22 protein-coding genes and 1 tRNA gene are annotated in these 23,231 nt (G+C 62.8%); 6 read left to right on the top strand and 17 right to left on the bottom strand.

Translation table 11 applies throughout. The annotated features are described in order from the left end of the window. Positions 1-12: 12 nt before the first annotated feature. The 5 genes from AC6LJY_RS00805 to hrcA form a co-directional block, all read right to left on the bottom strand. Positions 13-417, bottom strand: coding sequence for a thioredoxin family protein (locus AC6LJY_RS00805; RefSeq protein WP_120154091.1), 405 nt, complete (start codon positions 415-417; stop codon positions 13-15). A 17-nt stretch (positions 418-434) separates the two neighbouring features. Then, complete coding sequence (gene grpE / locus AC6LJY_RS00800) at positions 435-992, bottom strand: nucleotide exchange factor GrpE (RefSeq protein WP_046803413.1); 558 nt, start codon at positions 990-992, stop codon at positions 435-437. Between the two features lie 145 nt (positions 993-1,137). Then, a complete protein-coding gene (locus AC6LJY_RS00795; RefSeq protein WP_046803414.1) occupies positions 1,138-1,374 on the bottom strand; it encodes a hypothetical protein in 237 nt (78 codons plus the stop codon). Further along, positions 1,364-2,488, bottom strand: coding sequence for a ferrochelatase (gene hemH / locus AC6LJY_RS00790; RefSeq protein ID WP_219991796.1), 1,125 nt, complete (start codon positions 2,486-2,488; stop codon positions 1,364-1,366). The genes AC6LJY_RS00795 and hemH overlap by 11 nt, the downstream gene beginning before the upstream one ends. Positions 2,489-2,533: 45 nt before the next feature. Then, entirely contained in the window at positions 2,534-3,538 is a 1,005-nt protein-coding gene (gene hrcA / locus AC6LJY_RS00785; RefSeq protein ID WP_046803416.1) for a heat-inducible transcriptional repressor HrcA, read from the bottom strand. A 139-nt stretch (positions 3,539-3,677) separates the two neighbouring features. Between hrcA and AC6LJY_RS00780 the strand changes: the two genes are divergently transcribed. Both AC6LJY_RS00780 and recN read left to right on the top strand, forming a co-directional pair. Beyond that, positions 3,678-4,577: an NAD kinase gene (locus tag AC6LJY_RS00780; protein ID WP_046803417.1), complete on the top strand. Its 900-nt coding sequence runs from the start codon at positions 3,678-3,680 to the stop codon at positions 4,575-4,577. A gap of 13 nt (positions 4,578-4,590) precedes the next feature. Further along, positions 4,591-6,252 (top strand): DNA repair protein RecN, encoded by a 1,662-nt coding sequence (recN, locus tag AC6LJY_RS00775; protein ID WP_498135079.1) that lies wholly within the window; start codon positions 4,591-4,593, stop codon positions 6,250-6,252. A 234-nt stretch (positions 6,253-6,486) separates the two neighbouring features. Here recN and fur read toward each other — a convergent pair whose 3' ends face one another. Beyond that, positions 6,487-6,906, bottom strand: a complete 420-nt coding sequence (gene fur, locus AC6LJY_RS00770; protein ID WP_314358044.1) for a ferric iron uptake transcriptional regulator — start codon at positions 6,904-6,906, stop codon at positions 6,487-6,489. Between the two features lie 156 nt (positions 6,907-7,062). Here fur and AC6LJY_RS00765 point away from each other — a divergent pair, with 156 nt between their 5' ends. After that, positions 7,063-7,599, top strand: coding sequence for an outer membrane protein assembly factor BamE (locus AC6LJY_RS00765; protein WP_104143600.1), 537 nt, complete (start codon positions 7,063-7,065; stop codon positions 7,597-7,599). A gap of 18 nt (positions 7,600-7,617) precedes the next feature. Next, a complete protein-coding gene (dapB, locus tag AC6LJY_RS00760; RefSeq protein ID WP_046803421.1) occupies positions 7,618-8,409 on the top strand; it encodes a 4-hydroxy-tetrahydrodipicolinate reductase in 792 nt (263 codons plus the stop codon). A gap of 137 nt (positions 8,410-8,546) precedes the next feature. On the opposite strand, the gene murB is transcribed toward dapB, so the two are convergent. Continuing rightward, entirely contained in the window at positions 8,547-9,593 is a 1,047-nt protein-coding gene (gene murB / locus AC6LJY_RS00755; RefSeq protein WP_498135078.1) for a UDP-N-acetylmuramate dehydrogenase, read from the bottom strand. Positions 9,594-9,838: 245 nt separating this feature from the next. Here murB and AC6LJY_RS00750 point away from each other — a divergent pair. Both AC6LJY_RS00750 and AC6LJY_RS00745 read left to right on the top strand, forming a co-directional pair. Beyond that, positions 9,839-9,914 (top strand) — tRNA-Gly (locus tag AC6LJY_RS00750). A gap of 254 nt (positions 9,915-10,168) precedes the next feature. Then, the gene (locus AC6LJY_RS00745) at positions 10,169-10,888 is read left to right on the top strand and encodes a hypothetical protein (protein ID WP_498135077.1); all 720 of its coding nucleotides are present in this window, start codon (positions 10,169-10,171) and stop codon (positions 10,886-10,888) included. Between the two features lie 98 nt (positions 10,889-10,986). Here the strand turns inward: AC6LJY_RS00745 and AC6LJY_RS00740 are convergent, their stop codons facing one another. The 10 genes from AC6LJY_RS00740 to AC6LJY_RS00695 form a co-directional block, all read right to left on the bottom strand. Then, complete coding sequence (locus AC6LJY_RS00740) at positions 10,987-13,611, bottom strand: S8 family peptidase (RefSeq protein ID WP_498135076.1); 2,625 nt, start codon at positions 13,609-13,611, stop codon at positions 10,987-10,989. 133 nt (positions 13,612-13,744) lie between these two features. Continuing rightward, positions 13,745-15,256 carry a lytic polysaccharide monooxygenase gene (locus tag AC6LJY_RS00735; RefSeq protein ID WP_314358032.1) on the bottom strand — a complete coding sequence of 504 codons (1,512 nt, stop codon included), beginning with the start codon at positions 15,254-15,256 and terminating at the stop codon, positions 13,745-13,747. Positions 15,257-15,528: 272 nt separating this feature from the next. Further along, positions 15,529-17,073, bottom strand: a complete 1,545-nt coding sequence (locus tag AC6LJY_RS00730) for a lytic polysaccharide monooxygenase (protein ID WP_314358030.1) — start codon at positions 17,071-17,073, stop codon at positions 15,529-15,531. A 239-nt stretch (positions 17,074-17,312) separates the two neighbouring features. Continuing rightward, positions 17,313-18,485, bottom strand: coding sequence for a sensor histidine kinase (locus tag AC6LJY_RS00725; RefSeq protein ID WP_498135075.1), 1,173 nt, complete (start codon positions 18,483-18,485; stop codon positions 17,313-17,315). 146 nt (positions 18,486-18,631) lie between these two features. After that, positions 18,632-19,318 (bottom strand): response regulator transcription factor, encoded by a 687-nt coding sequence (locus AC6LJY_RS00720; RefSeq protein WP_485858750.1) that lies wholly within the window; start codon positions 19,316-19,318, stop codon positions 18,632-18,634. A gap of 243 nt (positions 19,319-19,561) precedes the next feature. Continuing rightward, complete coding sequence (locus AC6LJY_RS00715; RefSeq protein WP_498135148.1) at positions 19,562-19,990, bottom strand: type II secretion system protein; 429 nt, start codon at positions 19,988-19,990, stop codon at positions 19,562-19,564. Positions 19,991-20,042: 52 nt separating this feature from the next. Next, positions 20,043-20,432 (bottom strand): type II secretion system protein, encoded by a 390-nt coding sequence (locus AC6LJY_RS00710; RefSeq protein WP_046803429.1) that lies wholly within the window; start codon positions 20,430-20,432, stop codon positions 20,043-20,045. Next, positions 20,407-20,883: a type II secretion system protein gene (locus AC6LJY_RS00705; RefSeq protein ID WP_104143582.1), complete on the bottom strand. Its 477-nt coding sequence runs from the start codon at positions 20,881-20,883 to the stop codon at positions 20,407-20,409. Before AC6LJY_RS00705 ends, AC6LJY_RS00710 begins: the two co-directional genes overlap by 26 nt. Before the next feature lie 9 nt (positions 20,884-20,892). Further along, positions 20,893-22,725: a secretin GspD/PilQ domain-containing protein gene (locus tag AC6LJY_RS00700; protein ID WP_498135074.1), complete on the bottom strand. Its 1,833-nt coding sequence runs from the start codon at positions 22,723-22,725 to the stop codon at positions 20,893-20,895. 50 nt (positions 22,726-22,775) lie between these two features. Continuing rightward, a complete protein-coding gene (locus AC6LJY_RS00695; protein ID WP_314358008.1) occupies positions 22,776-23,228 on the bottom strand; it encodes a hypothetical protein in 453 nt (150 codons plus the stop codon). Positions 23,229-23,231 lie beyond the last annotated feature (3 nt).

Genomic DNA, 23,231 nt, shown 5'->3' with positions numbered 1-23,231 from the left:
GTCGCAGGGTTTTCAAGACGCCTTGCCGGAATTTTCCGCATTCGGGTCCTGCAACCGCGAAATTGCCGCCGTGAACTGGGGCAATCCGGGCCAACCGGTGATACGACCCAGCCGTTTGCCAGCCCGGTACAGCACGAAAGTGGGGACACCATGCAGGGAAAAGCGCCGGCCCAGGGGTTCGTCGGCGTAAACGTCGGCCTCGAACCAGGTCAGGCCCAGCTTCAGCAACGTTTCCTGGTGCAGCAGCGCCGCCTGCTTGAAAAGATTGCAGTTATAGCAATCCTGTCCCCATAAAAACACACAGCGCAGATCCGTTCCCGGCGCCTGGACCACGGTGGCATCAAAGCCCTCGGTGTCGACATGACGCATGCCGAACACCTGGAAGACTTGAGCCGGATCGAAACGGGGATCGGTCATGACACGCGGCCGGCGTTTCAGCCTTGGCCGGCCGATACGACTACCAGCGCCGGACGCAGCGTGCGGTCGGCAATGGCGTAGCCCTTTTGCAGCAGCTGCACCACCGTGTTGGCGGGTTGCTCGTGGGGGATCGACGAAATCGCCTGATGCAGGTGCGGGTCGAATTTGTCGCCCTGGGCCGGCGCGATGTCCTTGAGCATGTTGCGCTCGAACGCGGCCGACAACTGCTTCAGGGTGACTTCGACGCCTTCGCGCAGCGTCTGGACGGTCTGGTCCGGCTGTGCCAGGGCGGCTTCAAGGCTGTCCTTGACCGGCACCAGGCTTTCGGCAAACGACTCAATGCCGAACTTGCGCGCCTTGGACACTTCTTCCTGCGCGCGGCGGCGCACATTTTCAGCTTCGGCGTGCACACGCAGAAGCTGATCGTGCTGCTCATTGACGGTAGCTTGGGCGGCGTCCAGCTGGGCGCGCAACTCGTTCAGCTCGGCCTCTGCCGCGCCCTGGTCGGCGGGTGCCGCGTCGGCGTTCTGGCCGGCTTCGGGCGTCTTATCTACAGGCTCGTGGGGTGCCGTCATGGGGAATCCTCCAAAAAGAATGGCTTTCGCAGACATGAATGGGGGCCAATACCCCTATTTCAAGCCCGGGAAAGGGAAATATTCCCTGACGGCGCCCGCCCGAGGCAGCAAGCCCGCCCGGGCTTGGCCCGGCGGGGCCGGCTGCTTACTTCTTGTGGGGCTGCGCCGGGGCGACCGGGTCGCTGGCGGGGAAGCTCTCTTCGAGCCCGCGATCCACCTTATCGTCATCGTCATCCGGTTCAGGGCGGATGGCGATGGGATCGCTGGCGGGAAAGGTCTCGGCTAGCGCTTCGTCCAGATCGTGTTCGACCTGATCCTCGTCCACCGGGGTGGCAACGGTCCCCTTTTTTACGCTCTTGCCGCTCTTGGGATCATGGTGCATGCGCCTTCTCCTTCAAGTCCGTGTTGGCCTGGATCTTCAACGGCCAGCCCTGCAAGTTGCGTTCCACCAAAGTGGCCAAGCCGGCGATCCACGCGGGGTCGTCGTTCAGCGCAGGGATGTAACGAAACTGCTTGCCGCCCGCCTCAATAAAGGCGTCCCGGCATTCCAGACTGATCTCTTCCAGGGTTTCCAGACAGTCTGCCACAAATCCCGGGCACACCACATCCACCTCGGTAACACCCGAAGCGGCTAACGCTTTCAGGGTCGGTTCGGTATAGGGCTCAAGCCAGCGGGCAGTACCAAAGCGGCTTTGGAAGGTGACTTCGATCTGTTCGCGCGGCAGCGACAGCCGCTGGGACAACAGGCGGGCCGACTCCATGCAGTCGCGGTAGTAGGGGTCGCCCAATTCGATGGAATATCGCGGCAAGCCGTGAAAGCTCATGACCAGCTTCTGCGGCTTGCCGTGCTCGCGCCAGAACGACTCGATGCGGGCGGCCAGCGGGTCCAGCCAGGCGGGGTCCTCGTGAAAGCGCTTGGTAAAGCGCAGTTCAGGCTGATCCCGCAGGCGCCCGGCATGGCGGGTAACCGCGTCCACGACCGTGGCCGTGGTGCTGGCCGCGTATTGCGGGTAAAGCGGCACGGTCAGGATGCGTTCGCAACCGGCCGCGCGCAAACGGGTGATGGCGTCGGGGATGGACGGGTTGCCGTAGCGCATGCCCAGTTCCACCACGGCGTCGATGCCCGCCGCCTCCAGCGCGGCGCGTACCCCGTCCGCCTGGCGCTGGCTATAGACCATCAGGGGCGACCCTTCTTTCAGCCAGACGCCCGCATAGCGCGGCGCCAGCTTCTTGGGTCGCAACGTCAGCACCAGCCCGTACAGGATGGGTTTCCATAAATAACGTGGAATTTCAATGACGCGGGGGTCGGACAGGAATTCGCCCAGGTATTTGCGGATGCCCTGTTTGTCCGGCGTATCCGGCGTACCCAGGTTGACCAGCAGCACCCCGACTTTGCCGGGCGCGCGGGCCGGCGGGTCTTCGTTGAAGGGGTCGTCCTGCTCGGCTTCCGGCAGGTAGCGTTCAGGCCACAGGTACTTGAACAGGCGAAGAAACACAAAAACTCCCCTTCCTCCGCGAGGAGGATGTAGCTTTGAATGGGACTACTGGTTGTGGCTGAGCGCGTTGGACAGCAGGCGCGCCGTGATGTCCACGATGGGAATCACGCGTTCGTAGGCCATGCGGGTCGGGCCGATGACGCCCAACGTGCCCACGACCTTGCCGTCCACGCCATAGGGCGCGGTAATGACCGAGACCTCTTCCATGGGCACCAATTGGGAATCGCCGCCGATGTAGATCTGCACGCCCTGTGCGCGGCTGGACACGTCCAGCAGTTGCAGCAGGTCGGTCTTTTTCTCGAACAGCGAGAACATCTTGCGCAGCCGGTCCATGTCGGACGCGATATCGGTAACGTCCAGCAGCTTGCGCTCGCCCGAGATGACCATGGTGTCGCCGTCTTCCGCGGCCTCGGCGCTGGCCTCGACCGCCGCCTGCATCAGCCGCGAAATGTCTTCGCGCAGCTGGGCCAGTTCGGTCGATAGCGTCTGGCGCACGGCGTTGAACGACTTGCCCGCGAAATGCATGTTGAAGAAATTGCCGGCTTCCAGCAATTCCGCTTCGGCGTAATCGCGCTGGACAAACAGAATGCGGTTCTGGACGTCGCCGTCCGGCGTGACGATGATAAGCAGCACGCGCTTGTCCGACAGCCGGATGAATTCGATCTGCCGGAACACCTGGGCGCGCTTGGGGGTCAGCACCACGCCCGCGAATTGCGTCAGGTTGGACAGCAACGCGGCGGCGGCGTTGACGGCGCGGGTAGGTTCGGCCGCCGACAGCATTTCGCCCATGTTGTGCGGTTGCAGCTGATAAGACTGCACGGCCAGCAGGGAATCGACGAACATGCGATAGCCCCGCGGCGTAGGCACGCGGCCGGCGGAGGTGTGCGGGCTATGGATCAGCCCCAGCTCTTCCAGGTCCGCCATGACATTGCGGATGGTAGCCGGGGACAAGTCGAAGACTTTCGATAGCGTCCGCGAGCCGACGGGCTGCCCATCGGCGATGTAGCGTTCTATCAACGCTTTCAGTAGTGCGCGTGCGCGGTCATCCATAGCGGGCATTTTAAGGAATCTTTTAGGATAAAGGCGATTTTTGTCCCGCAAGCAGATATGCGGCCCCATATAATCGGCTAATCGGCCCATTCCGGGCAGGTTTTGGCTTCGGCTTCGCCCTCTTGATACGCCCGCATCCATGCACTTTCCTACCGTCGCCCTGATCGGCAGATACCAGGACACCGGCCTGGACACCCCGCTAAGAGCCCTTGCGCACGCGCTGACGCAAGCGGGCCGGCATGTGCTGATCGATGCCGACACCGCGCGCAACACCGGCCTGACCGAATACCCAATAGCTACCCTCGAAGAGATCGGCCAGAACGCATCGCTGGCCGTCGTGATGGGCGGCGACGGCACGGTGCTGGGCGCCGGCCGGCATCTGGCGCCATTTGGTGTCCCCCTGGTGGGCATCAACCACGGGCGCCTGGGCTTCATCACCGACATCCCGCTGCAAGACGCGCACGGTGCGTTGGCGCGCGTTCTAGAAGGCAGCTTCCAGATTGAAGAACGCATGCTGCTGGAAGGCAGCGTGTGGCGTGGTGACCAGAAAATGTATTCCGCGTCGGCGCTCAACGACGTCGTGCTGAACCGCGCCGGGCGCGGCGGCATGATCGAAGTGCGTGTCGAACTGGACGGCGCCTTCATGTACACGCAGCGCGCCGATGGCCTGATCATCGCCACCCCTACCGGCTCGACCGCGTACGCGCTGTCCGCCAACGGCCCCATCCTGCACCCCGGCATGAACGCCATGGTGCTGGTGCCCGTGGCGCCGCAAACGCTGTCGAACCGCCCCATCGTCATCCCGGACACCGGTGTGCTGAACATGACGCTGACCGCGATGGGCCGCGTGGAAGTGGGCGCCAGCGTGCATTTCGACATGCAGACCTGGTCCGACCTGCAACCGGGCGACCGCATCGTCGTGCAGCGCGCGCCGTACACCATCCGCTTCGTGCACCCCGAGGGCTACAGCTTCTTTTCCACCTTGCGCCGCAAGCTGCATTGGAACCTGATGCCCCAGGCCACCGACAACGTAGAGTAGTAAGCGCCCCGACATGCTGCGCACCCTGCATATCCGCGACTTCGTCATCGTCGAACAGACCGAAATCCATTTCGGCCCTGGCTTCACCGTGTTCTCCGGCGAGACCGGGGCGGGCAAATCCATCCTGGTGGACGCGCTGGCGCTTGCGCTGGGCGAACGCGGCGACGCCAGCATGCTGCGCGAAGGCGCACCGCGCGCCGACATCACTGCCGTGTTCGATACGCCGAAGTCATTGCACAGCTGGCTGAATGAACGCGAGATCGATGTCGATGACGAACTGTCGCTGCGCCGGGTCATCGACGCGCAAGGCCGCAGCCGCGCCTACATCAACGGCACGCCCGCCACCGTGGGGCAGCTGCGCGAATTGGGCGACAGCCTGGTTGACATCCACGGCCAACACGCCCATCAAAGCCTGATGCGCCCCGACGCGCAGCGCGATCTGCTGGACGCGCACGGCGGCCATGGCGATCTGCGCCAGGCCGTGAGCCAGGCGTGGAAGCAATGGCGCGCGCTGGCGCGGCAACTCGAAGCCGCCGAAAAAGACGCCGCCAGCCTGGCCAACGAACGCGACCGACTGCAATGGCAGGTGGACGAACTGGATCAGCTGGCTCTGGGCCCCGACGAATGGGAATCCTTGCAGTCCGAGCACACGCGCTTGTCGCATTCGCAGTCGCTGCTGGACGGCGCCTCGCAAATCCTGGAAGCGCTGGACGGCGAAGGCGATTCCGCGCACCACCGTGTCACAGCCGCCAATCACCGCATTCAGCAAATGCTGCGGCATGACCCCGGCCTGCAAGGCGTGTACGACGAACTCGAGTCCGCCCGCATCGCGATCAGCGAAGCCGTGTCCGACCTGAACAACTACGTCAGCCGCGTCGATCTGGACCCCAAGCGCTTGGCCGACGTCGAAACCCGCCTGGGCCTGGTGTTCGAGACCGCGCGCAAATTCCGCGTCGAGCCCGACGCCCTGTGCGAATTGCGCGATTCCCTGCATGCCGAGCTGGCCGCCTTGCAAGCGGCGGGCGATATCGATGCGCTGCGGGCTCAGTCAGTTGCGGCGCAGTCGCAATACGACACGGCGGCCGCCAAGCTGTCGACCGCCCGCCGCAAGATTGCCAAGGACCTGGGCAAGCAAGTCACCCAGGCCATGCAAACGCTGGCCATGCAAGGCGGCAAGTTCGACCCCACCCTGACCGCCGCCGCGCCGTCCGCGCACGGCAACGAGCAGGTTGAATTCCTGGTGGCCGGCCACGCCGGCACCACCCCGCGGCCCCTGGCCAAAGTGGCTTCGGGCGGCGAGTTGTCGCGGATTTCGCTGGCGCTGTCCGTCATTGCCAGCCGCGCGGCGCGCGTGCCGACGTTGATCTTCGACGAAGTCGACAGCGGCGTAGGCGGCGCGGTGGCCGAAGCCGTGGGCAAGCTGCTGCGCGAGCTGGGCGAACGCCATCAAGTGCTGTGCGTGACGCACTTGCCCCAGGTAGCCGCCTGCGCGAACAACCAATTCCTGGTCAGCAAGACGGAATCTCGCGGCACCACGCGCTCCAGCATCGAAGAACTGGACGCGGCGGCGCGTGTTGAGGAAATCGCCCGGATGCTGGGCGGCATCAAGCTGACCGCCACCACGCGCGAGCACGCCCGCGAAATGCTGGAAGGTTTCGGCCAGCCCGCGGCCTGAGCCGGTTGGGCGCAAGCCGGGGGCAAGTCCAGCCCGGGTTCCAAGGCAAATTCACGCGAACGCCGTACAAAATACGGCCCGAAGCCGCGAGAAAGCCATGCAAAAACCAGGCAAAGCCAGGCAAAAGCCCCGCCCCCTCGCAGACAAAAAAAAGCCCCTTCATCAAGAAGGGGCTTTTGATCTCACTGGCCCGCAACGAGCGCGGCCACGGACCGTGGGGCGGACGCTAGCGGTTTAGCGCCCTTTCATGCAGCTGCTGCACACGCCGTACAACACCATCGCGTGGCTTTCCAGCGCGAAACCGTTGTCCTTGGCGATCTTCTGCTGGCGCTTTTCGATCTCCGGGTCTGAAAACTCGACCACGGTGCCGCAATTCGTGCAGATCAGGTGATCGTGGTGATCGCCGTCGTTCAGTTCGAACACAGCCTTGCCGCTATCGAACTGGCTGCGGGCCAGGATGCCGGCCTGCTCGAACTGGGTCAGCACACGGTAGACGGTTGCCAGGCCGATTTCGACGTTTTCGCCGATCAGCGCGCGGTAGACGTCTTCGGCGCTAAGGTGGCGTTGGTCGGATTTGCGGAAAATATCAAGAATTTTCAGGCGCGGAAACGTCGCCTTCAAACCCATGTTCTTCAGTTCGCTTTGGTCGCTCATGGTGTAATCGCTCTCCGTCCGCGTAGGCATGGGCAGGATCAAGGGTGCACCGCGAGTCGGCTCACCTGATTTCATGCCGCCTCGCGGAACTATCCTTATGAAACCTTTATGATAACGGTTTTGTCTGCTTCCAAATAATAGGGGCGCGTAGTGTCCATGATTGCACGAATTCCCTCCCGCTCGCTGAAGACCGGATTGGCCGTCGCCGCCCTGGCCATTGCCCTTGCCGGCTGCTCGGGGGACAAGTGGGGCTTCCCCTACAAGGCCGGTGTCCAGCAAGGCAACTGGATCACCCAGGAGCAAGTCGCGCTGCTCCAGCCGGGCATGAGCCGCGAGCAAGTCCGCTTTGCGCTGGGCAGCCCTACCCTGACCAGCGTGCTGCACGCCAACCGTTGGGACTACCCCTACTATTACAAGCCCGGCTATGGCGAAGCCCGTGAACGCAAGTTCACCGTCTGGTTCGAAAACGACCGCCTGACCCGCTGGGAAGGCGACAAGCAGCCTGATTTGCAGCCCTATCAGCTGAACACGCCCAGCAGCACCGCCGACGAAAAGGCGGACAAGCGCCTGGACCAGGACGAAACCCGCATCAAAGAAGAGGAAGACCTGAAAAAGCGCGATGCCGCCGCCCCGGTCAGCCCGCTGAATCAGTACCCCGGCCAACCGGGCAACGCGCCCGAGCCGCTTCGGTAACCCCCAAGGATTTTCTTCATGCGTATTGCAATTGCCGGCGCCAGCGGCCGTATGGGCCAGATGCTGATCGACGCCATCCTCAAGTCCACCGACCTGCAATTGGCAGTGGCGTTGGACCGCAATGGGTCGACGTCTCTGGGCCAGGACGCGGGCGCCCCGCTGGGCCAACAGACCGGCGTGCTGATCACCGATGATCTTGACGCGCTGGCCAACGCCGATTGCCTGATCGATTTCACGCGGCCCGAAGGCACGCTTGCCCACTTGCAGGCCTGCGTGAAGCACGGCACGCACGCCGTCATCGGCACCACCGGGTTCGACGACAACGGCCGCGCCGCCATCGAAGTGGCCGCGCAAAAAATCGGCATCGTGTTCGCGCCCAACATGAGCGTGGGTGTGAATGCCACGCTCAAGCTGCTGGACATGGCCGCCCGCATTCTCAATTCCGGTTACGACGTGGAAGTGTTCGAAGCGCACCATCGCAACAAGGTCGATGCGCCTTCGGGCACCGCGTTGAAAATGGGCGAGACCATTGCGTCCGCCTGGGACGTGGCGCTGCCGGACGTGGCCACCTGGAGCCGCCATGGCGACACCGGCGTGCGCAAGCCCGGCACCATCGGCTTTTCCGTGCTGCGCGGGGGCGACATCGTGGGCGACCACACCGTGTCGTTCTGCGGCATTGGCGAGCGCATCGAAATCACGCACCGTTCCAGCAGCCGCGCCACGTACGCAGAAGGCGCACTGCGCGCGGCACGCTTCCTGCAAGACAAGCACAACGGCCTGTACGACATGCAATCCGTGCTGGGCTTCTGAGCCAGGCGGCGGCGGTGCACGCCGCGCCGCCGGATCGCCGGCCGCCGGGCGCCGGAGCGCCGGGCGCCGGAGCGCTCGCCACAAAACCAAAAAGGATCCCTCGGGATCCTTTTTTATTGCACCGTTCGCACCGCGCCCTACACCACCACAGGCTCTGGTTCCAGCATGACACCGTAGCGCGCCTGCACCGACGCTTGAATCGCACCGGCCAACGCCATGATGTCGGCAGCGTTGGCGCCGCCGCGATTGACCAGCACCAGCGCCTGCCTGTCATGCACCCCCGCCGCGCCCAGGGCCTGCCCCTTCCAGCCGCACTGGTCGATCAGCCAGCCGGCTGCCAACTTGTAGCGGCCGTCCGGTTGCGCGTACGACACCAACCCGGGAAAGCGTTCGGCCAGATCGTCCCGCACATCGGCGGTCACGATGGGGTTCTTGAAAAAACTGCCGGCGTTGCCGGTCACGGCGGGGTCCGGCAGCTTGGCGCGGCGAATGTCGCAAACCGCGTCGAAAATGTCGCGCGCGCTTGGCACGCCATGGGCCAGCCGTTCGTGGCGTTGCAGGTCCGGGTAGCCCAGCACGGGGCGCCAGGGGCGCGGCAAGGCGAACCGCACGCTGACGATGATCCAGCGGCCGGGCGCGTCGTGCTTGAAGGCGCTATCCCGGTACGAAAAGCGGCAATCGGACGGGCCCATTTCAACAAGCCTTGCCGCCGCCACATCCCAGGCGGTCAGGCTATGGAAGCGCTGTTCGAACTCGACGCCGTAAGCGCCGATGTTCTGCACCGGCGCGGCCCCGACCGTACCGGGAATCAACGCCAGGTTTTCCAGGCCATCCCAGCCCTGGTCGACGCAATGTTCGACAAAGCCATGCCAGCTTTCGCCACCCGCCGCTTCCACCAGGCGGACGTCGGGCGCGTCTTGCAACAGCCGCACGCCCCTGAAAGCCACCTTGGCCACCAGACCGGAAACGCGCTCGGGCAGGACAACATTGCTGCCGCCGCCCAGCACCAGGACGCTGTCCGCGCGGCGTGCCAAGTCGGACAAGGCCGGCAATTGCGCGGCATCATCCAGTGTGACGAAGGCTTCAGCTTGCGACGCCAGACCCAGCGTATTGAGCCGGCTTAGATCGTGGGCGGCGGGAGTCAGCGCGGCTGGCGCCGTGTTGATAGCAGGGGCAGTTGACATGGGTGCTACGGGCTATGCTATAGTTTCGGTCTTCGCTCATATTACTTGATTGAGTGTTTTGGTTTGGGTACCCCGCTTTTCAACAGCCGCTCTTTATCTTTATAGAGAACACGGCGAAAACGCGAAAAATCTCAGTCCAATGACAAGCTCGAAAAAATCATGTAAGATGCGCGCCTTCTGATCGATAACCAAGTTGATCAGGGTGCATAAGAAAACGGTTCTGAGCAGTTCATGACGGAACCCATGCGGGAGTAGCTCAGTTGGTAGAGCGCAACCTTGCCAAGGTTGAGGTCGCGAGTTCGAGACTCGTCTCCCGCTCCAAATTCAGATGTGCAGCGGTCAAGCAACCCCGTGTTCTTGATCTCTGCAGTCACCTAAGAAGGGCCCGACACTTGTCCGGCCCTTTTTTCATTTCCGCCGCCATTAGCTGCGCCCGCCATTAGCTGCCCCCGCCAAAACCAGACCTCCGCAATTACCAGACTCCTCTGATTGCTTCTTGCGGATCCGAATGCTTTGCTCTTGGGTTGCATCGCGGACGCGCGTCGCCGCGTTCGCCGCGCTCCGGAGGCTTGGCCATGACATTGACCCGCGCGGTGTTGCTGCACCGCTTGAAAACCGCCTGCTACACCATCAGCTCCATCGTGCTGATCAGCTGGGTAACTGATGCGCTCAATGAAGGGCTGATGTTCAAGCCTTTGCTGCGCTACTTCTACCCCACCACCGTTGAAAAGTATCAGCATCCGTTCACGGATCACCCCAGCCTGTTGATCTGGCTGGTTCCGTTGCTGGCGGGTTTATCCTTGACGATCGCCTCGTCGGCGATGGCGGTGCACCACCTGAAGCGGCGGCCGCGGTATCGGCTAAGCGCCGCACCCGCCCCTCCCTCACAATTGATCGGGCTGGCATCGGGCGGCCGCGCACTGTCTTCTTTCTGCGCCGCCCGCGGTTCCTTCCAGCCACGCACATTCCATGCCCTGTATCGGCACGCCGACGAGCTGGCCGCGCTTGAAGCGCCATGCGCCGCCGCCGGGGTGCACCTTCAAGGCCATCCGTTGCCAGACGTGCAAGACGTGCAAGACATGCAGCAGCATCACGCCCACCTGCACCATCTACTGGCCGGCATCCGCCGCGCAGCTGGCCCCGACGCGGCCATCGGCTTTGACCTGAGCGGCCTGCCGGCCGAGCTGGCCAGCGTCGCCACGCTGGCGGGTCCGCAGCACGGCGTCATGCTGTGCCAGGTCGACAAGCAGGGGCAAGCACGCACCTATCGCGTGGTGGCCGACATGCAGGCCTGAAGCCCATGAGAGCCGCTCCGCCAAAAAAAAGCCCCCACCGGAAAACCGGCGGGGGCAGCGCATCACGCAACCATCGCGCGACGCTTAACGCTTAGTGCTTAACGCTGCATCCACGCATCGCGCCAATGCGAACCCGTGCCGGGCGCATAGTGCGACGGCGACTGGCTGCACCAGCCGCTGTACGGGAAGATCTTGCATTCAAACGTCTTGCCCACGTTCACGACCTTGTCACCCGCCTTATAGATGGTGCCCGCCTTGTACTGCGGGTGCCCACCCACGGCTGCCTGCGCCTGCACCGTCACGGTGTGGCTGGCCTGGACTTCGCCGCGCGAGTTGCTCACCGTCAACGTAAAGCGGTAAGGCGTGTCCTTCGTGCTGGTCGGCGCGACAAAGCTGATGTCCGCCTGGTCCAACGCTCCGGCGGAAATACCCGCGGGCACGGTCCAGCGGTAGCGCAGGTCCGTTCCGGTGGAGGCCTTGCCCGACAAGACGACGCGCTCGCCACCCTTGACCGTGGCGGGACCGCTCAACTTGGCTTGCGGCGCAATGACTTCAGGCACCACGACCTTGGCCTTGGCTTTCACCACGTGAGTGGCGGTTGCGGTACGACCGCGCTCGTCCGTCACGGCCAGCTTGAACGTCAGGTTGCGATCCTGCGCCAGCGGGGGACCATAAAACGTAACGGTCGCGCCGTTGGCCTGTAGCCCGATCTCGTCCAGGCTCGTCCACACGTACTTCAGGCCTTGGCCCGTGGAACCGCTGGCCGACAAGGTGGCCGGCTGCAACGCCGCGACTTCAGCGGGACCGCTGATGCGAGCAACGGGCAGCGGAATCGGCGTGGGCTCCAGGTCGCAGGACTCGGGCATCTTCCACGGCTTGCCGTACTGCGCCGAGTTCTTGTCCGGCGCGGCGTCCACGTTCCAGTAGTTCTGGTGGTAGACCTTGCCGTTGTACGACACCGCTTCGTTCGGCACGTTGTACACCTTGCGGGCATCCCACGCGGGCGCGTTGGCGCACACGCCCGCCGCCTTCGCCTTGACCAGCACACCATGGTGCGTGGACGCGCTGCGCCCTTGCGAGTCGGTCACTTTCAGCGTGATGCGGTAGGCGACGTCCTTTGCGTTTTCCGGTGCAACAAAGCTGCCCTTGACGCCCTGCTCAATGAACGTCAGCGCGGGCTGGCTGCTCCACGCATAGTTCAAACCCTTGCCAGTCGAATCCGCGGCCGACAACACCACCTTGTCGCCCGCATTCGCTTGTGCCGAGCCGACGACATGCGCTTGAGGCGCCTGCCCGCCGACGCTGTCGCCGCCCAGCAGTTCGGCCGCACGCACCAGATCGGGTTGCACACCGATCGGACGAGCCGGATTGACGATGGGCACGGGGTTGCCGCTGTCCACCAGGATCTGCCGCATGACCTTGGGCGGGATATTGCCCAGGCCGCGCTCGCGCGCCAGGCTTTGCAGCCACGCCACGCTACCCGCAATGATGGGGTTGGCGGACGACGTGCCGCTGTACGCCGTGGTGTACAGGTTGTGCTGACCTTCCTTCCAGTCGGTGGTCGTGACGCGCCCACCCCAAGAGAACATATCGACGCGGCTGCCCGTTTCCGAGAACCACGCGACCTGGCCCTGCACCGGGTCGGCCGCGCCGACGTAGATGGCGCCCGAATCGCGCTTGGTACGGTCATAGCGTCCACGGAACCACGGGTCGTCCAGGTTGGCCGCGCCGTTGGCCGCCGCCAGCACCACGTGCACGCCCTTTTCCTTGGTCAGATACGAAATGGCGTCATAGACCACATCCACGTGTTCCACGGGCAACCAGCATGCCGTGGTCGGGCCGCAGCCGTTGCTGAACTTGTAGTGCACGCCGATCTGCACCACGTCGCCGGCCTGCAGCACGTTGCGCAGATCGACCATGCCGCTGGGGCTGTACTTGGTATAGCCGGCCTGCGCTTGCGGCACGATGCCCGTCACGCCATAGCCGTTGTCCTGTCCGAACATGATGCCGGCCGACATCGTGTCGTGCGAATCGGGCTTTTCCACATACTGCCCGTGATGCAGGAAAGGCTTGGGCAGATCAACGTGGTCGAAATCCCAATGGTTGATCTCGTTCGAAATCAGACGCACATTCGCGCCATAGTGCCCGGTCAAGCGCTGCGCCTCGAAGGCGTTGACGCCGCCCAACGGCCAATAGCCGGGCTTGGGCGACTGCATATAGTTCTGGCACGTCGGCGCCATTGCGCCGTCGCACTTGGTGTAGTCCGGCGTGCCGGGCGCCGCGCGCGTGATCGCCATGGCGGGATCGGCTTGCAGGCCGTCACCAATCGACATCGGCACGGGCTCGATCTGGGCGCTTTCCACCAACGGGTTTTCCAGCAGCTGCTTGACCAGCAATTCCGCGTCGCGGCCGCGCATCATCTCGGCCGAAATCTTGTAGTAGCGCGTAAGGTTATGGCGTTCCAGTGCCGCGATATCCTCGTAGTTGCGAATCATCGGCGACATCGGGATCAACGGCTCCATGCCGGGCGTCAGGCGCGTCAGCGCATCCATGGCGCCGGCCACTTCGGGCGTGGGCGCCGTGCGCTGGGCCGGGTTGGGAGCTTCGGCCTTCAGCCGAACGTAAATAGGCCGGGGTTCGTCGGCGGACGCCGCATGCCCCGGAGCGGAAAACGCCGTGCCTAGTGCCAGCACGAGCATCGAAAACGGTATCTTGTTTTTCATGGCTATTCAGTGATTCGCCTTGACGGCGAATCCAACAACGCAAAAAGAAAGCCCACCTCCCATCGCTGAGAGGGGGCTGGCGTCCAACGCGGGCCAAGGCGTGTTGCCCTCGGCCCGCCTTGACAACGACGGCTTACTTCACCAGATCCCAGGCCTGGGTCCAGTAGCCGCCCTTACCGGGCTCGTAATGGAACGGCGACTGGCCGCACCAGTTCGTGTAGGGCCACGGCTTGCACTCGTAGACCTTGCCCAGGTTCGTCACGCGCTCAAGCGCCTTGTAGGCAGTGCCGGCCTTGTAGGCGGGCGGCGTATCGCCGGTGCCACCATTGCCACCGTTACCGCCGGTGCCGCCATTACCACCATTACCGCCTTCGTCAACGATGACTTCCGGCTTGCCCTTGACCGTCACAACGTGGGTCGCATCCGATGCGCCCTTGTCGTTACGCGTGGTCAGCGTGAACGAGTACTGCTGGTCCTTCGTTTGCGTCGGCGCCACGAAGCTCAGCGCGGGCTGGTCCTTCACCGCGACGGTGATGCCGGCCGGCACGGTCCACGAGAACTTCAGGTCGGTACCGGTCGAGGCCGAACCCGACAGCTGCACCTTCTGACCCGCTTGCACATTCACCGGGCCGGTGATGCTGGACAGCGGCGGGATCACCACGGGGTCCGGCTTGATCTCGGCCGCTTCCTTGGTCACCACAAAGTGGTACTTGCTGCCGTCCATCGAATAGACGTGCGACTTGTCCACACCTACGATCGGCGTCACGGTCTTGCCGTCAGCGCCCAACTGGCCGATGCGCACGCGCTTGGACGTACCGTTAACGGCATTGCCCAGCACTTGCGTCCAACGCTCGCCCTGCACGGCGTTCTCGTCCAGCGGCACGCGCAGCTGTTCCAGGTATTCGCCGTTGCGCTTGGGGTCAGCCAAACGCCACACCAGCGAATCGCCCACCTTGGTTTCACCGATGGAGTACAGCGCGCCGATATCCGACGGCTTGATGACGTTGGACACGCCCTCGATGTTCACGTCGCCGCAAGCGCGATAGGACTCGCCCGAGGTCACGCCGTCGCCCACGTGGTTGGTGTTCCAGACGCTCATGATCAGGTGGCGGCCCGTCTTGCCGGCGGGCAGCGTGCAGCTGTATTCCTGCTCACGACCTTCGCCCGCCGCGGCCGGCGTGAAGTCGCGCTGTTCGCAGAACTTTTCAAAGTCGGAGAATTGCAGCGGCTTGGTCGAGTCATACGGCATCTTCGTGATGAAGAATTGCAGCGACTTGGTGCGGTGGGCCACGGTGTGGTTCCACTTCAGCGTGACGTTGCCATTGGCGTCCGGCTTGAGCGTGGTGATGGGCCATTGGGCCAGCGCGTTCAGGCCGCGATGGGACGGCTTGGTGCCACCGTCGCACAGGCGGTCGCCCGGCGTGGTGGCAACGGTCTTTTCGCCGCCCGGCTTCTGCCAGACTTCACGCCAGTCGTACACGCTGCCGCCCTGCGCCTTGAATGCGGCGCAACCTTCGCTCTGACTGCCCGCGTGGCAATGCAGGATGCGCGCCTTCGGATGCGACATGGTGCCGTGAGCCAAAACCGAACCGGATACGGCCGCCAGTACCAGGCCGCCCACCAGAGTTAATTTGAATTTCGCCATTTTTTTATAAACACTTCAGAGTGAGGTTGAATAAATCACCTTCCATGCAGCACGCAGGACAAGGTGAATTCATTCTCGGCCGGAAGCCCTTTGATAATCAAAGTTGATAAACGATTCCTTAAAGCAATTTCCCCACACTCATCAAAAAAATAATCTGGCGGCAAAAAAAATCCCCCGCGCTTTCGCACGAGGGACCAGGAACTTCATTTTTCCGCGTTATTCACTGCGGATTTTCAAGCAGTTTCAGCTCAGACTGAGAACAGTGAAGGAAATTACTTCACCAGGTCCCAAGCTTGCTGCCAAGCCAGGCCCTTGCCGGGAGCGTAGTGCAACGGCGAAGCGCTGCACCATGCGGTCACGGGCCAGATCTTGCACTCGTAGACCTTGCCGCCGTTGGTGACCTTGTCGCCAGCTGCGTACGTGGTGCCTTCCTTGTAGGCCGGGTACTGGCCGGTCTGGCCGCCGTTGCCGCCATCGGTACCACCGTTGCCGCCTTCGTTACCGCCGGTGTTGCCACCGTCAGTGCCGCCGCCGGTTTGGGCTTGCTTCTTGACCAGGACCGAATGCGTCTTGCTCGACGAACCCTTTTCGTTCGTGACCTTGACGGTGAACGAGTAGGACTTGTCTTGCGTCAGCGCCGGAGCGGTGAAGCTCAGGTCAGCCTGGTTCAGCGCCGAAGCGGTGATGCCAGCCGGAGCGGTCCACTGGAACTTCAAGGTGCCACCACCGTTGTTCGAACCCTTGGCCGACAGCGAAACGCGCTCGCCAGCATTGGCCGTTGCCGGGCCAGTCAGTTGAGCCGTAGGCGCATTGATGACGACGGGCGGCGGATCCACCGGCTCGGCAGCCTTCTGGTCAATCGCGAAGCCAACCTTCTTGTTCAGGCCATAGACCTGGTTTTCGGTGTCGCTTTGCTGCGGCAAGACTTGGCCGTTGGACTGCATCTTGCCGACCTTGATGACGGACGACTTGTTGTTGACTTCCTTGGCCAGGGCGTACATCCACTGGGCGGCCTTTTCTTCACCGGCCTTGACGATGATCGAATGGCTTTCCAGATCGCCGGCACGGCTCAGATCGAACACGCGCAGGGTCATCTTCGAGCCGACGTTGACTTGGCCGCCTTGCAGCGCGCCGCTGGCTTGCCATTGCACGTTGGCAGGCATCACTTCCACGTTCGAGCAAGAGTAGAAACCTTCCTTGGCGTCGCTCGGGTCACGTTGCCACACGCTGTAGATCACGCGCTTGCCGGTAAAGTGGGCGGGAATCTTGACATCCAGGGGCGTAACGGAGTTCACGACTTCCGGGCGCGGCAGAAAGCCGGTATCGCCGATCAGTTCCAGATCTTCCCAGCGCAGGCCGCGCTTGGGGTCGTAGCTGTCTTTGCTGATGTAGGTCTTGAAGTACGTGGTGATGTGCGGTGCCGTTTGCAGGTACTTGAACTGCGCATTGCCGTTGGCGTCAGGCGTAACTACCGTGGTGGGCCACTGGTGATCGCCATCCAGCGCCTTCCAACTGTCCTTTCCGCCCGCGCACAGCAGGCCGTCAGGGATGAGATCCTTGTGGTTGTTGAACACGCCGCCGATCAAGTTGGACTGCCAGTTTCCAATAAGGTCGTTCGCTTTGCCGCAACCGGAGAACTTGGGATTATTCCAAGGAGTATCAAACTTGTGGCAAGCATATTCCCGGCTCGGGGGATCGATCATGGAACCGTGAGCCGAAGCGGTCGTCGGCGCCATGGCCATGAGCACAGCCTGCGTCAGCGCCGCGACCGGCAAGCCAAGCTTGGCGGCTGCACCGCGCAATGTGGTTTTAGTCATCAAATATCCTATGTTTAGTGGATTGTTTTTCGCATTCTCATGAACCGGAAATCACACGGAACCCGTGAAAGCGAAGCCATTATTCCCGGCGCTGGAAAACGGCAAAACCTTTCTCAATACACTATTAAAAGCAGGTGTTGCATCCTTGCCGCATCGCATTGATGACGCGGTAAAACGCGATAAATCACGCAATACAGAACGTCCAGACGGCCAAAAAAAAGCGCCACGAGGGCGCTTGTTCATGAGGCGGGATTAAGGCCCGTTCGATAACCGGACCGCGCTTCCTGGCGATTGCCTTCCGCGCAGGGAATCGGCATCAATGGAAATGTGAGCGAAAACTCGCTTCCCTTACCAGGACACGAGCTGACCGACAATTTTCCGCCGTGCGCGTCCACCACCGTGGCCACCAGCGCCAAGCCCATGCCCACGCCGTCACGGCTGCCGGGCTGCACCTGAAAAAACGCCTCGCACAGCTGCGGCATGACCGAATCCGCAATGCCGATACCTTCGTCGATCACACTGATGCGGGCCATATCGCCCTGGCGCTTCAGGCACAACGTGATGCGTGTGGACGGGTTGGAATACTTGATCGCGTTGTCCAGCAGGTTGATGACGGCGCGTTGCAGCATGCAGTAGTCGCCCGACACCCACAGCTTTTCCCCGCATTCGCGGATATGCACGTCGATGCCCTTGCGCTCGGCCAGCAACAGGGTTTGGTCGGCGGCTTCCTGGCCCACGTCGAGCATCGAAACGGGCAGAAAATTCGCCTTATCCAGGCGCTCCGCGCGGGAAAGATGCATGAAGTCCTGCGCCACGGTCAGGCTGTACTGCGCCAGGTCACGCACGGACTGCGCAAAGGCTTCCTGCTTCGGGCAGTCGCTTTCGGCGCTTTGCTTTTCCACCATCACCAGGATCGTCGACAGCGGGCTGCGCAGGTCATGCATCATTTGCAGCATCACTTCGTTGTCGCGAGCGCAGTTCGGCTTGGCGTGGGTTACGGCAGGCGCATCCACCGGCGCGGCCGTGCGGGCCAAGACACGTTCACGGCGCGCGCCACGCGTGGCCATGCGCCAGCGGACTACGCTGATGTACGCCAACGCCACGCCCACCACGGGCGCCACCATCGGCGTCCAGCGGCGTGCCGTGATCACGACAAAAGCGGCCAGCAGCCAAAACCCGATCAGCCAACCCAATGCCCGCAAGCGCATTTTCGATTGGCCCGCGATCACGCTGAACAACGCCAGGCCAGCCAGGATGCCGAAGTCCGCCAGCACGCCAGGCGCGGCCGCCGTCAGGGGCTGCCCATCACTGGGCATGGCAAAGCACAGCAGGATGATGCCCAGGTTGCAGAACAGCAGCGCATCGTTTTTTCTGGCGCCCAGGCGCGTATAAGGCCAAATCAGGAATTTCATCGTCACGCTCGAAAGGTGGGTCGCGATGCGGCAAGCATGCGGTCGGACCGGCAGCGCACGTCAGGCGCGAACTGCGATTGGAAGGGGGAAGTTGCGTGTACTGCCGAAGCAGCGCGGCGGACTGGCCGGGGCGAATGCCTGCCGGCTCAATACATGCGTTCGAGGCGGTAGCCGTAGTTGTACACGGTAGCGATCACATAGCCATTGCGCGAGCGCAGGCCCAATGACGAACGCAGGTTGCTGACATAGGTTGCCAGGCTGGCGTCGTACTTGCGGTCGACGGTGCCCCAGATGTGCTGGCACAACGCATCTTTGGTGATGATGCGGCCGGGGCTGCGGAACAGCATCGTGGCCAAGTCGAATTCTCGCGTGGGCAAACTGACGGGGCGCCCATCCACGGTCAACGTCTTGGCTTCCAGGTCGAACGCAAAATGGCCCACCTGGAACTGCGACGCGTTGGCTTCGCCGCGCTGGGATTTGCGCAGCTGTGCGCCCATGCGGGCCAGCAACTCACGTTCGCGCACCGGCTTTTGCAGGTAGTCGTCGGCGCCCATGTTCAGCGCCTGCACGATGCTTTCCTCGTCGTCGCGCTGCGTCAGCATCAGGATGGGCATGTTGGGCGCCAGGTTGCATCGCGCCCACTTCAGTACCGCAAGACCCGATGCGCCAGGCACTTCCCAGTCAAGCAGAACGACGTCCACGCGCTGTTGTTGCAGCAGCGCGATGAAGCCGTCGCCATCGCGACGCGAGAAGGCCTGGTGGCCGTGGCTTTGCAGCAGTTTGGTGACCCACTCGACCTGAGTGGGCGAATCTTCAAGAATGGCGACGATCATTGAGTCAACTCTTATGTAAGCGCAATTCCCGAAGATTTTTATTATTACGGCAATCACAATTGATACCCCGACAGAATGATTTCATGCAGGGATAGTCACAACAATAAGAAATTTCTCAAAGCCAAAGTGGGAAAGCCAAATGTCAAGATATGACAACCAGGGCTGAATATGCGGATATTTTCTCGGGCTCCCCACCGGAGAGACCGCGGATTATCAAGAAAAGTCCTGGACGCATTTATCTTTTTAATGCGTGATGTGTTGATTAACGCCCATAAATACAAACTTCCAATCCTGATAACTGGATTTTCCTGACATATCGCCCACCTCGGCATCAAAACCATCCTGCTTGATGGGCTTTTTTTCCGACAGGCTATATACCCCCATGATGCCGCCGTCGGGAGATTTGACGATGCCCCATTCCGTGCTGCCTGTTATCGGGTCAGCGTACAGCCGGCGCAGGTGCCTGCGCGTAAACGACACGCGGTCGTCCTTGAGCAAGGCCTCCATGGTTTTGGGATAGGCCGGCGCGGTGCCGGACAGGTAATACGACGCCAGCGCTCGTTGATATTGCTGGCCGACGAAAAGCAGCTCGGCCTCCTGGTCGCGCAGCTTTTGCATCGACCAGGGCTGCACCACCGCCGTCAGCCCCGTGGCCCCCGCCATTACCAGCATCAGCACCGTCAGATAGCCGAAGCCCGCCTGACGGCGCGACAACGCACCGCGATCACCACCGCGCATAGTCCAACCCATCCAGCCCCCTGCCGGTCGCGCCGCTGATTACATCGTTCACGCCCGGCGCATCCCCGTTCTGCGGCAACCAGCTGTCGCGTTTACCCGTCACCGGGTCCATGGGAAGCTCGCGCAGGTATTTGTCGGCCACAAGCACATCCAGCGAATCGGGATTGTTGCCATGGTCGGCGCGGTAATCGTCGATAGCGTGACGGATCGATTGCAGGTTGTGACGCAACACCGTTTCGCGCGCACGGTCGTTGCTTTTGAAAAACGACGGCGCCACCAGCGACATCAACGCCCCGATGATAGCCATGACCGCCATCAGCTCAATCAGCGTAAAGCCGGCACAGCCGCGCCTACCATTCTTTGTACGGAACGCCATTGAGGCCCCTTCTTTGACTTTTTGAACGCACGTCGAACACGTCGCGTCCCGATGAAAACGCATCGACCGAACTGTCATAGCTTCGGGTATCCCAGGTGTCGGCCGCCGAGCGGTTCTCACAGTTTTCACACATCGGGTCCTTGGGCAGGCGGCGCAGGAAATACAACATGCCGCCGTTGGGGTCCGTCTTGTTCTGCACGCCCTTGACCAGGGATTCCAGGTCCGGCGGATAACCGCTGCGGTCCAGCGGCTTGTCCACCTTGCCCTCGCGGCTGGCCTGGTAATACGCGTCGATGGCGTTGCGCAGCGTGTGCAGGCTTTGCCGTAGCTCGCGCTCCTGTGCGCGTTGCTTGACCAGCGCCGAGAACGGCAGCGCAACGCTCAGCAGCAGGGCCAGCAAGGTCATGGCCGCCATCATTTCGATCAGCGTGAAACCCGATTGCTTGCGCATGTCGCGTCCTTAGAACGGCGGCTTGGCCAGCACCGCGTCCAGCGCCGGGGCGTCGCCGCCCGTCGCCGCGGCTTCCGGGGCGGCGGGCGCCTGGGTGGTCATCGGCATGACGGTGACGCGCGACTCGGTGCCCGACGGGAAGTAGCTGTCGGCAGCCGACGGCAAGGCCATCGAACGTTCGATATGCGGCGTCAACAGCAACACGATTTCCGTGTTCTGGTCCGTCTTCTTCTGGCCGCCGAACAAGCTGCCCAGCCAGCCCATCACGCTCAGTCCGGGCACACCGCTGCTGCTGCGCGTCTGCTGTTGGTTGACCAGGCCGGCCAGCACCTGTGTTTCGCCATCACGCGCCGTCATCACGGTTTCCGCATTGCGCGTGCTCATCGGGTAGACGACGCCGCCGCCAGCCGTTTTGACCTCGCCCTTCAGGTTGCTGACTTCCATGCTGACGCGCACGCTGACTTCATTGCTCAGGCTGATACGGGGTTCTACTTGCAGGATCAGGCCCACGTCCTGATAGTTGACGGATTCCGTCACCACGCCATTGGCGTTGGTGGTGGTCACGACCGGCACCTTTTCACCGATCTTGATGCTGGCCTTTTCCATGTTGCGAACCCGGATCTTGGGATTCGCCAGCACCTTGGTCTTGCCACGCTTTTGCAGCAGGTTCAGCGCCGCCGACAAATCATTGCGGCTGGTCACCCCGATCTTGCCCTGGTTCAGGCCCAGCAGGTCGCCCACCGTGATGCGGCCGTTTTCGCCTTGGGGCAGCACGGAAAACCGCAGGTCGCTGGGGTAGTCCACGCCCACTTCGAGTTCGTCGCTGGCGTTCACTTCCAGCACCTGCACATCCATCGTCACTTCCGACTGCGCGATGTCCAGCGCCGCCACCACGCGTTCCACCACCGCCATCACTTCAGGCGTGTCGCGCACCAGCACGGCATTGGCGCGTTCGTCCAGGTGCACGTTCTTGGGCGCGCTGATTTGCCGCAACGCCGCCAGCACGTGCGTGGCATCGGCATGGTTCAGGTAGAACACGCGCACCATCAGCTCGCGATATTCCTTGTCCTTGTCCGGGCGCGACGGATAGATCAGCAGGGTGTGCGCATCCAGCACCTTCTTTTCCAACTGATTGGTGCGCAGCAACAGGTTGATCGCGTCTTCGGCGGTGGTCTGCCGGGCCATGATGCTGGCCGGCATGGTCGTCTGCACGTCCGGGTCCAGCACGAAGTCCACGCCGGCCGCCAACGAAATCGTGTCCAGGATCTGCACGATGGGTTGCGCCTTGAAGTTCAGCGTCACGGGCTTGCGCAGCGCGTCGGCCAGCCGGGGCTTGACCGATTGGCGACCGACGTCGCGGCGTTGCAGCTGGGCGCGCAGCGCTTCGGCTGACGCAAAGCCAGGCTGCTCCTGCAAGATGCGATTGACCTTGTACAGCGCCTCGCGCGGGTGGTCGAATTGCAGCCTCACCGCTTCGGCCAGCTCGGCGTTAAGGTGCACACGTTGTTCCAGCTGCGTCTTGAGTTGCTGGGCGCGCATATTGCCAGGGTTGATCGTCAGCAGCTCCAGCACGTCTTGCAGCGCGGCCTCGTCATCGCCCGCGTCCATCTTGACGCGCACACGTTGCAGGATCTCGCGGGTCAACGTTACGCCATCGCGCGCCACGTCCTTGCCCGCTTCGATATCGTTGGGGTTCTTGTCCAGCTTCGCGCGGCCGGCGGCCAGGCGTTCAGCAGTGGTCGGCGCGTCGCCGCCCAGTGCGCGTTTCAGTGATTCCGGGGCCGCGCATCCGCCCAGCAACAGGGTGAAGAATGCGGCTATTACGACAGGTTTTGCAATCATGATGTCTTGCCATTCCCAAAAGAATTTTTTCGTTTCGATGAGCGCCATGCTCATTGCGCCAGCGGCGCCAGGTCCACATGCAGTTCCTTGCCCTGCGGGTCCAACAGCACGGCGCGTTTCGCTTCCAGCGCCTTCAAGCGGTACTGCGGCGTCACGTTGCCGCCCGGCCGCACCGCGCCGTCCATATCGCAGCGCTGGCAGATCAGATAGGTTTCCCCTTGATGCGCCAGCACCACGATGCGGCGCCCGGTGTCGGACCATTCACCGATGGCCGTAAAGGCCGGTGCCGCGGTCGCGCCGACGCCTTCGGGCGCGGTGGGCATGGTGTCGTCCAGGGCCGGCGTGTCGGTCGGCGCGGCGTTGGCCTGGGCGGCGGCGTCCTGGGCAGGTTCGCTGCCGCGGTCCAGCAGCGACGCCCAGCTTTGCGAGGGGAACAGATCCACCTCTTGCGTGGTCTCGGCCCACGTGGCGGCCGGTGCCAGGGCGGTGATTACCGCGGTCATCCA

The organism is Achromobacter sp. RT286_PF, from assembly GCF_059760425.1.
This window is presented reverse-complemented; position numbering and strand designations above follow the sequence as displayed.

Coding starts and splice junctions, on each gene's coding strand:
- AC6LJY_RS00795 (WP_046803414.1), bottom strand. CDS start 1,374: ATGCACCATGATCCCAAGAGCGGCAAGAGCGTAAAAAAGGGGACCGTT.
- AC6LJY_RS00710 (WP_046803429.1), bottom strand. CDS start 20,432: ATGGCGTTCCGTACAAAGAATGGTAGGCGCGGCTGTGCCGGCTTTACG.
- AC6LJY_RS00745 (WP_498135077.1), top strand. CDS start 10,169: ATGACATTGACCCGCGCGGTGTTGCTGCACCGCTTGAAAACCGCCTGC.
- AC6LJY_RS00705 (WP_104143582.1), bottom strand. CDS start 20,883: ATGCGCAAGCAATCGGGTTTCACGCTGATCGAAATGATGGCGGCCATG.
- AC6LJY_RS00740 (WP_498135076.1), bottom strand. CDS start 13,611: ATGAAAAACAAGATACCGTTTTCGATGCTCGTGCTGGCACTAGGCACG.
- murB (WP_498135078.1), bottom strand. CDS start 9,593: ATGTCAACTGCCCCTGCTATCAACACGGCGCCAGCCGCGCTGACTCCC.
- recN (WP_498135079.1), top strand. CDS start 4,591: ATGCTGCGCACCCTGCATATCCGCGACTTCGTCATCGTCGAACAGACC.
- dapB (WP_046803421.1), top strand. CDS start 7,618: ATGCGTATTGCAATTGCCGGCGCCAGCGGCCGTATGGGCCAGATGCTG.
- AC6LJY_RS00805 (WP_120154091.1), bottom strand. CDS start 417: ATGACCGATCCCCGTTTCGATCCGGCTCAAGTCTTCCAGGTGTTCGGC.
- AC6LJY_RS00730 (WP_314358030.1), bottom strand. CDS start 17,073: ATGACTAAAACCACATTGCGCGGTGCAGCCGCCAAGCTTGGCTTGCCG.
- grpE (WP_046803413.1), bottom strand. CDS start 992: ATGACGGCACCCCACGAGCCTGTAGATAAGACGCCCGAAGCCGGCCAG.
- AC6LJY_RS00695 (WP_314358008.1), bottom strand. CDS start 23,228: ATGACCGCGGTAATCACCGCCCTGGCACCGGCCGCCACGTGGGCCGAG.
- AC6LJY_RS00765 (WP_104143600.1), top strand. CDS start 7,063: ATGATTGCACGAATTCCCTCCCGCTCGCTGAAGACCGGATTGGCCGTC.
- fur (WP_314358044.1), bottom strand. CDS start 6,906: ATGAGCGACCAAAGCGAACTGAAGAACATGGGTTTGAAGGCGACGTTT.
- AC6LJY_RS00715 (WP_498135148.1), bottom strand. CDS start 19,990: ATGCTGGTAATGGCGGGGGCCACGGGGCTGACGGCGGTGGTGCAGCCC.
- AC6LJY_RS00725 (WP_498135075.1), bottom strand. CDS start 18,485: ATGAAATTCCTGATTTGGCCTTATACGCGCCTGGGCGCCAGAAAAAAC.
- hrcA (WP_046803416.1), bottom strand. CDS start 3,538: ATGGATGACCGCGCACGCGCACTACTGAAAGCGTTGATAGAACGCTAC.
- AC6LJY_RS00735 (WP_314358032.1), bottom strand. CDS start 15,256: ATGGCGAAATTCAAATTAACTCTGGTGGGCGGCCTGGTACTGGCGGCC.
- AC6LJY_RS00780 (WP_046803417.1), top strand. CDS start 3,678: ATGCACTTTCCTACCGTCGCCCTGATCGGCAGATACCAGGACACCGGC.
- AC6LJY_RS00720 (WP_485858750.1), bottom strand. CDS start 19,318: ATGATCGTCGCCATTCTTGAAGATTCGCCCACTCAGGTCGAGTGGGTC.
- AC6LJY_RS00700 (WP_498135074.1), bottom strand. CDS start 22,725: ATGATTGCAAAACCTGTCGTAATAGCCGCATTCTTCACCCTGTTGCTG.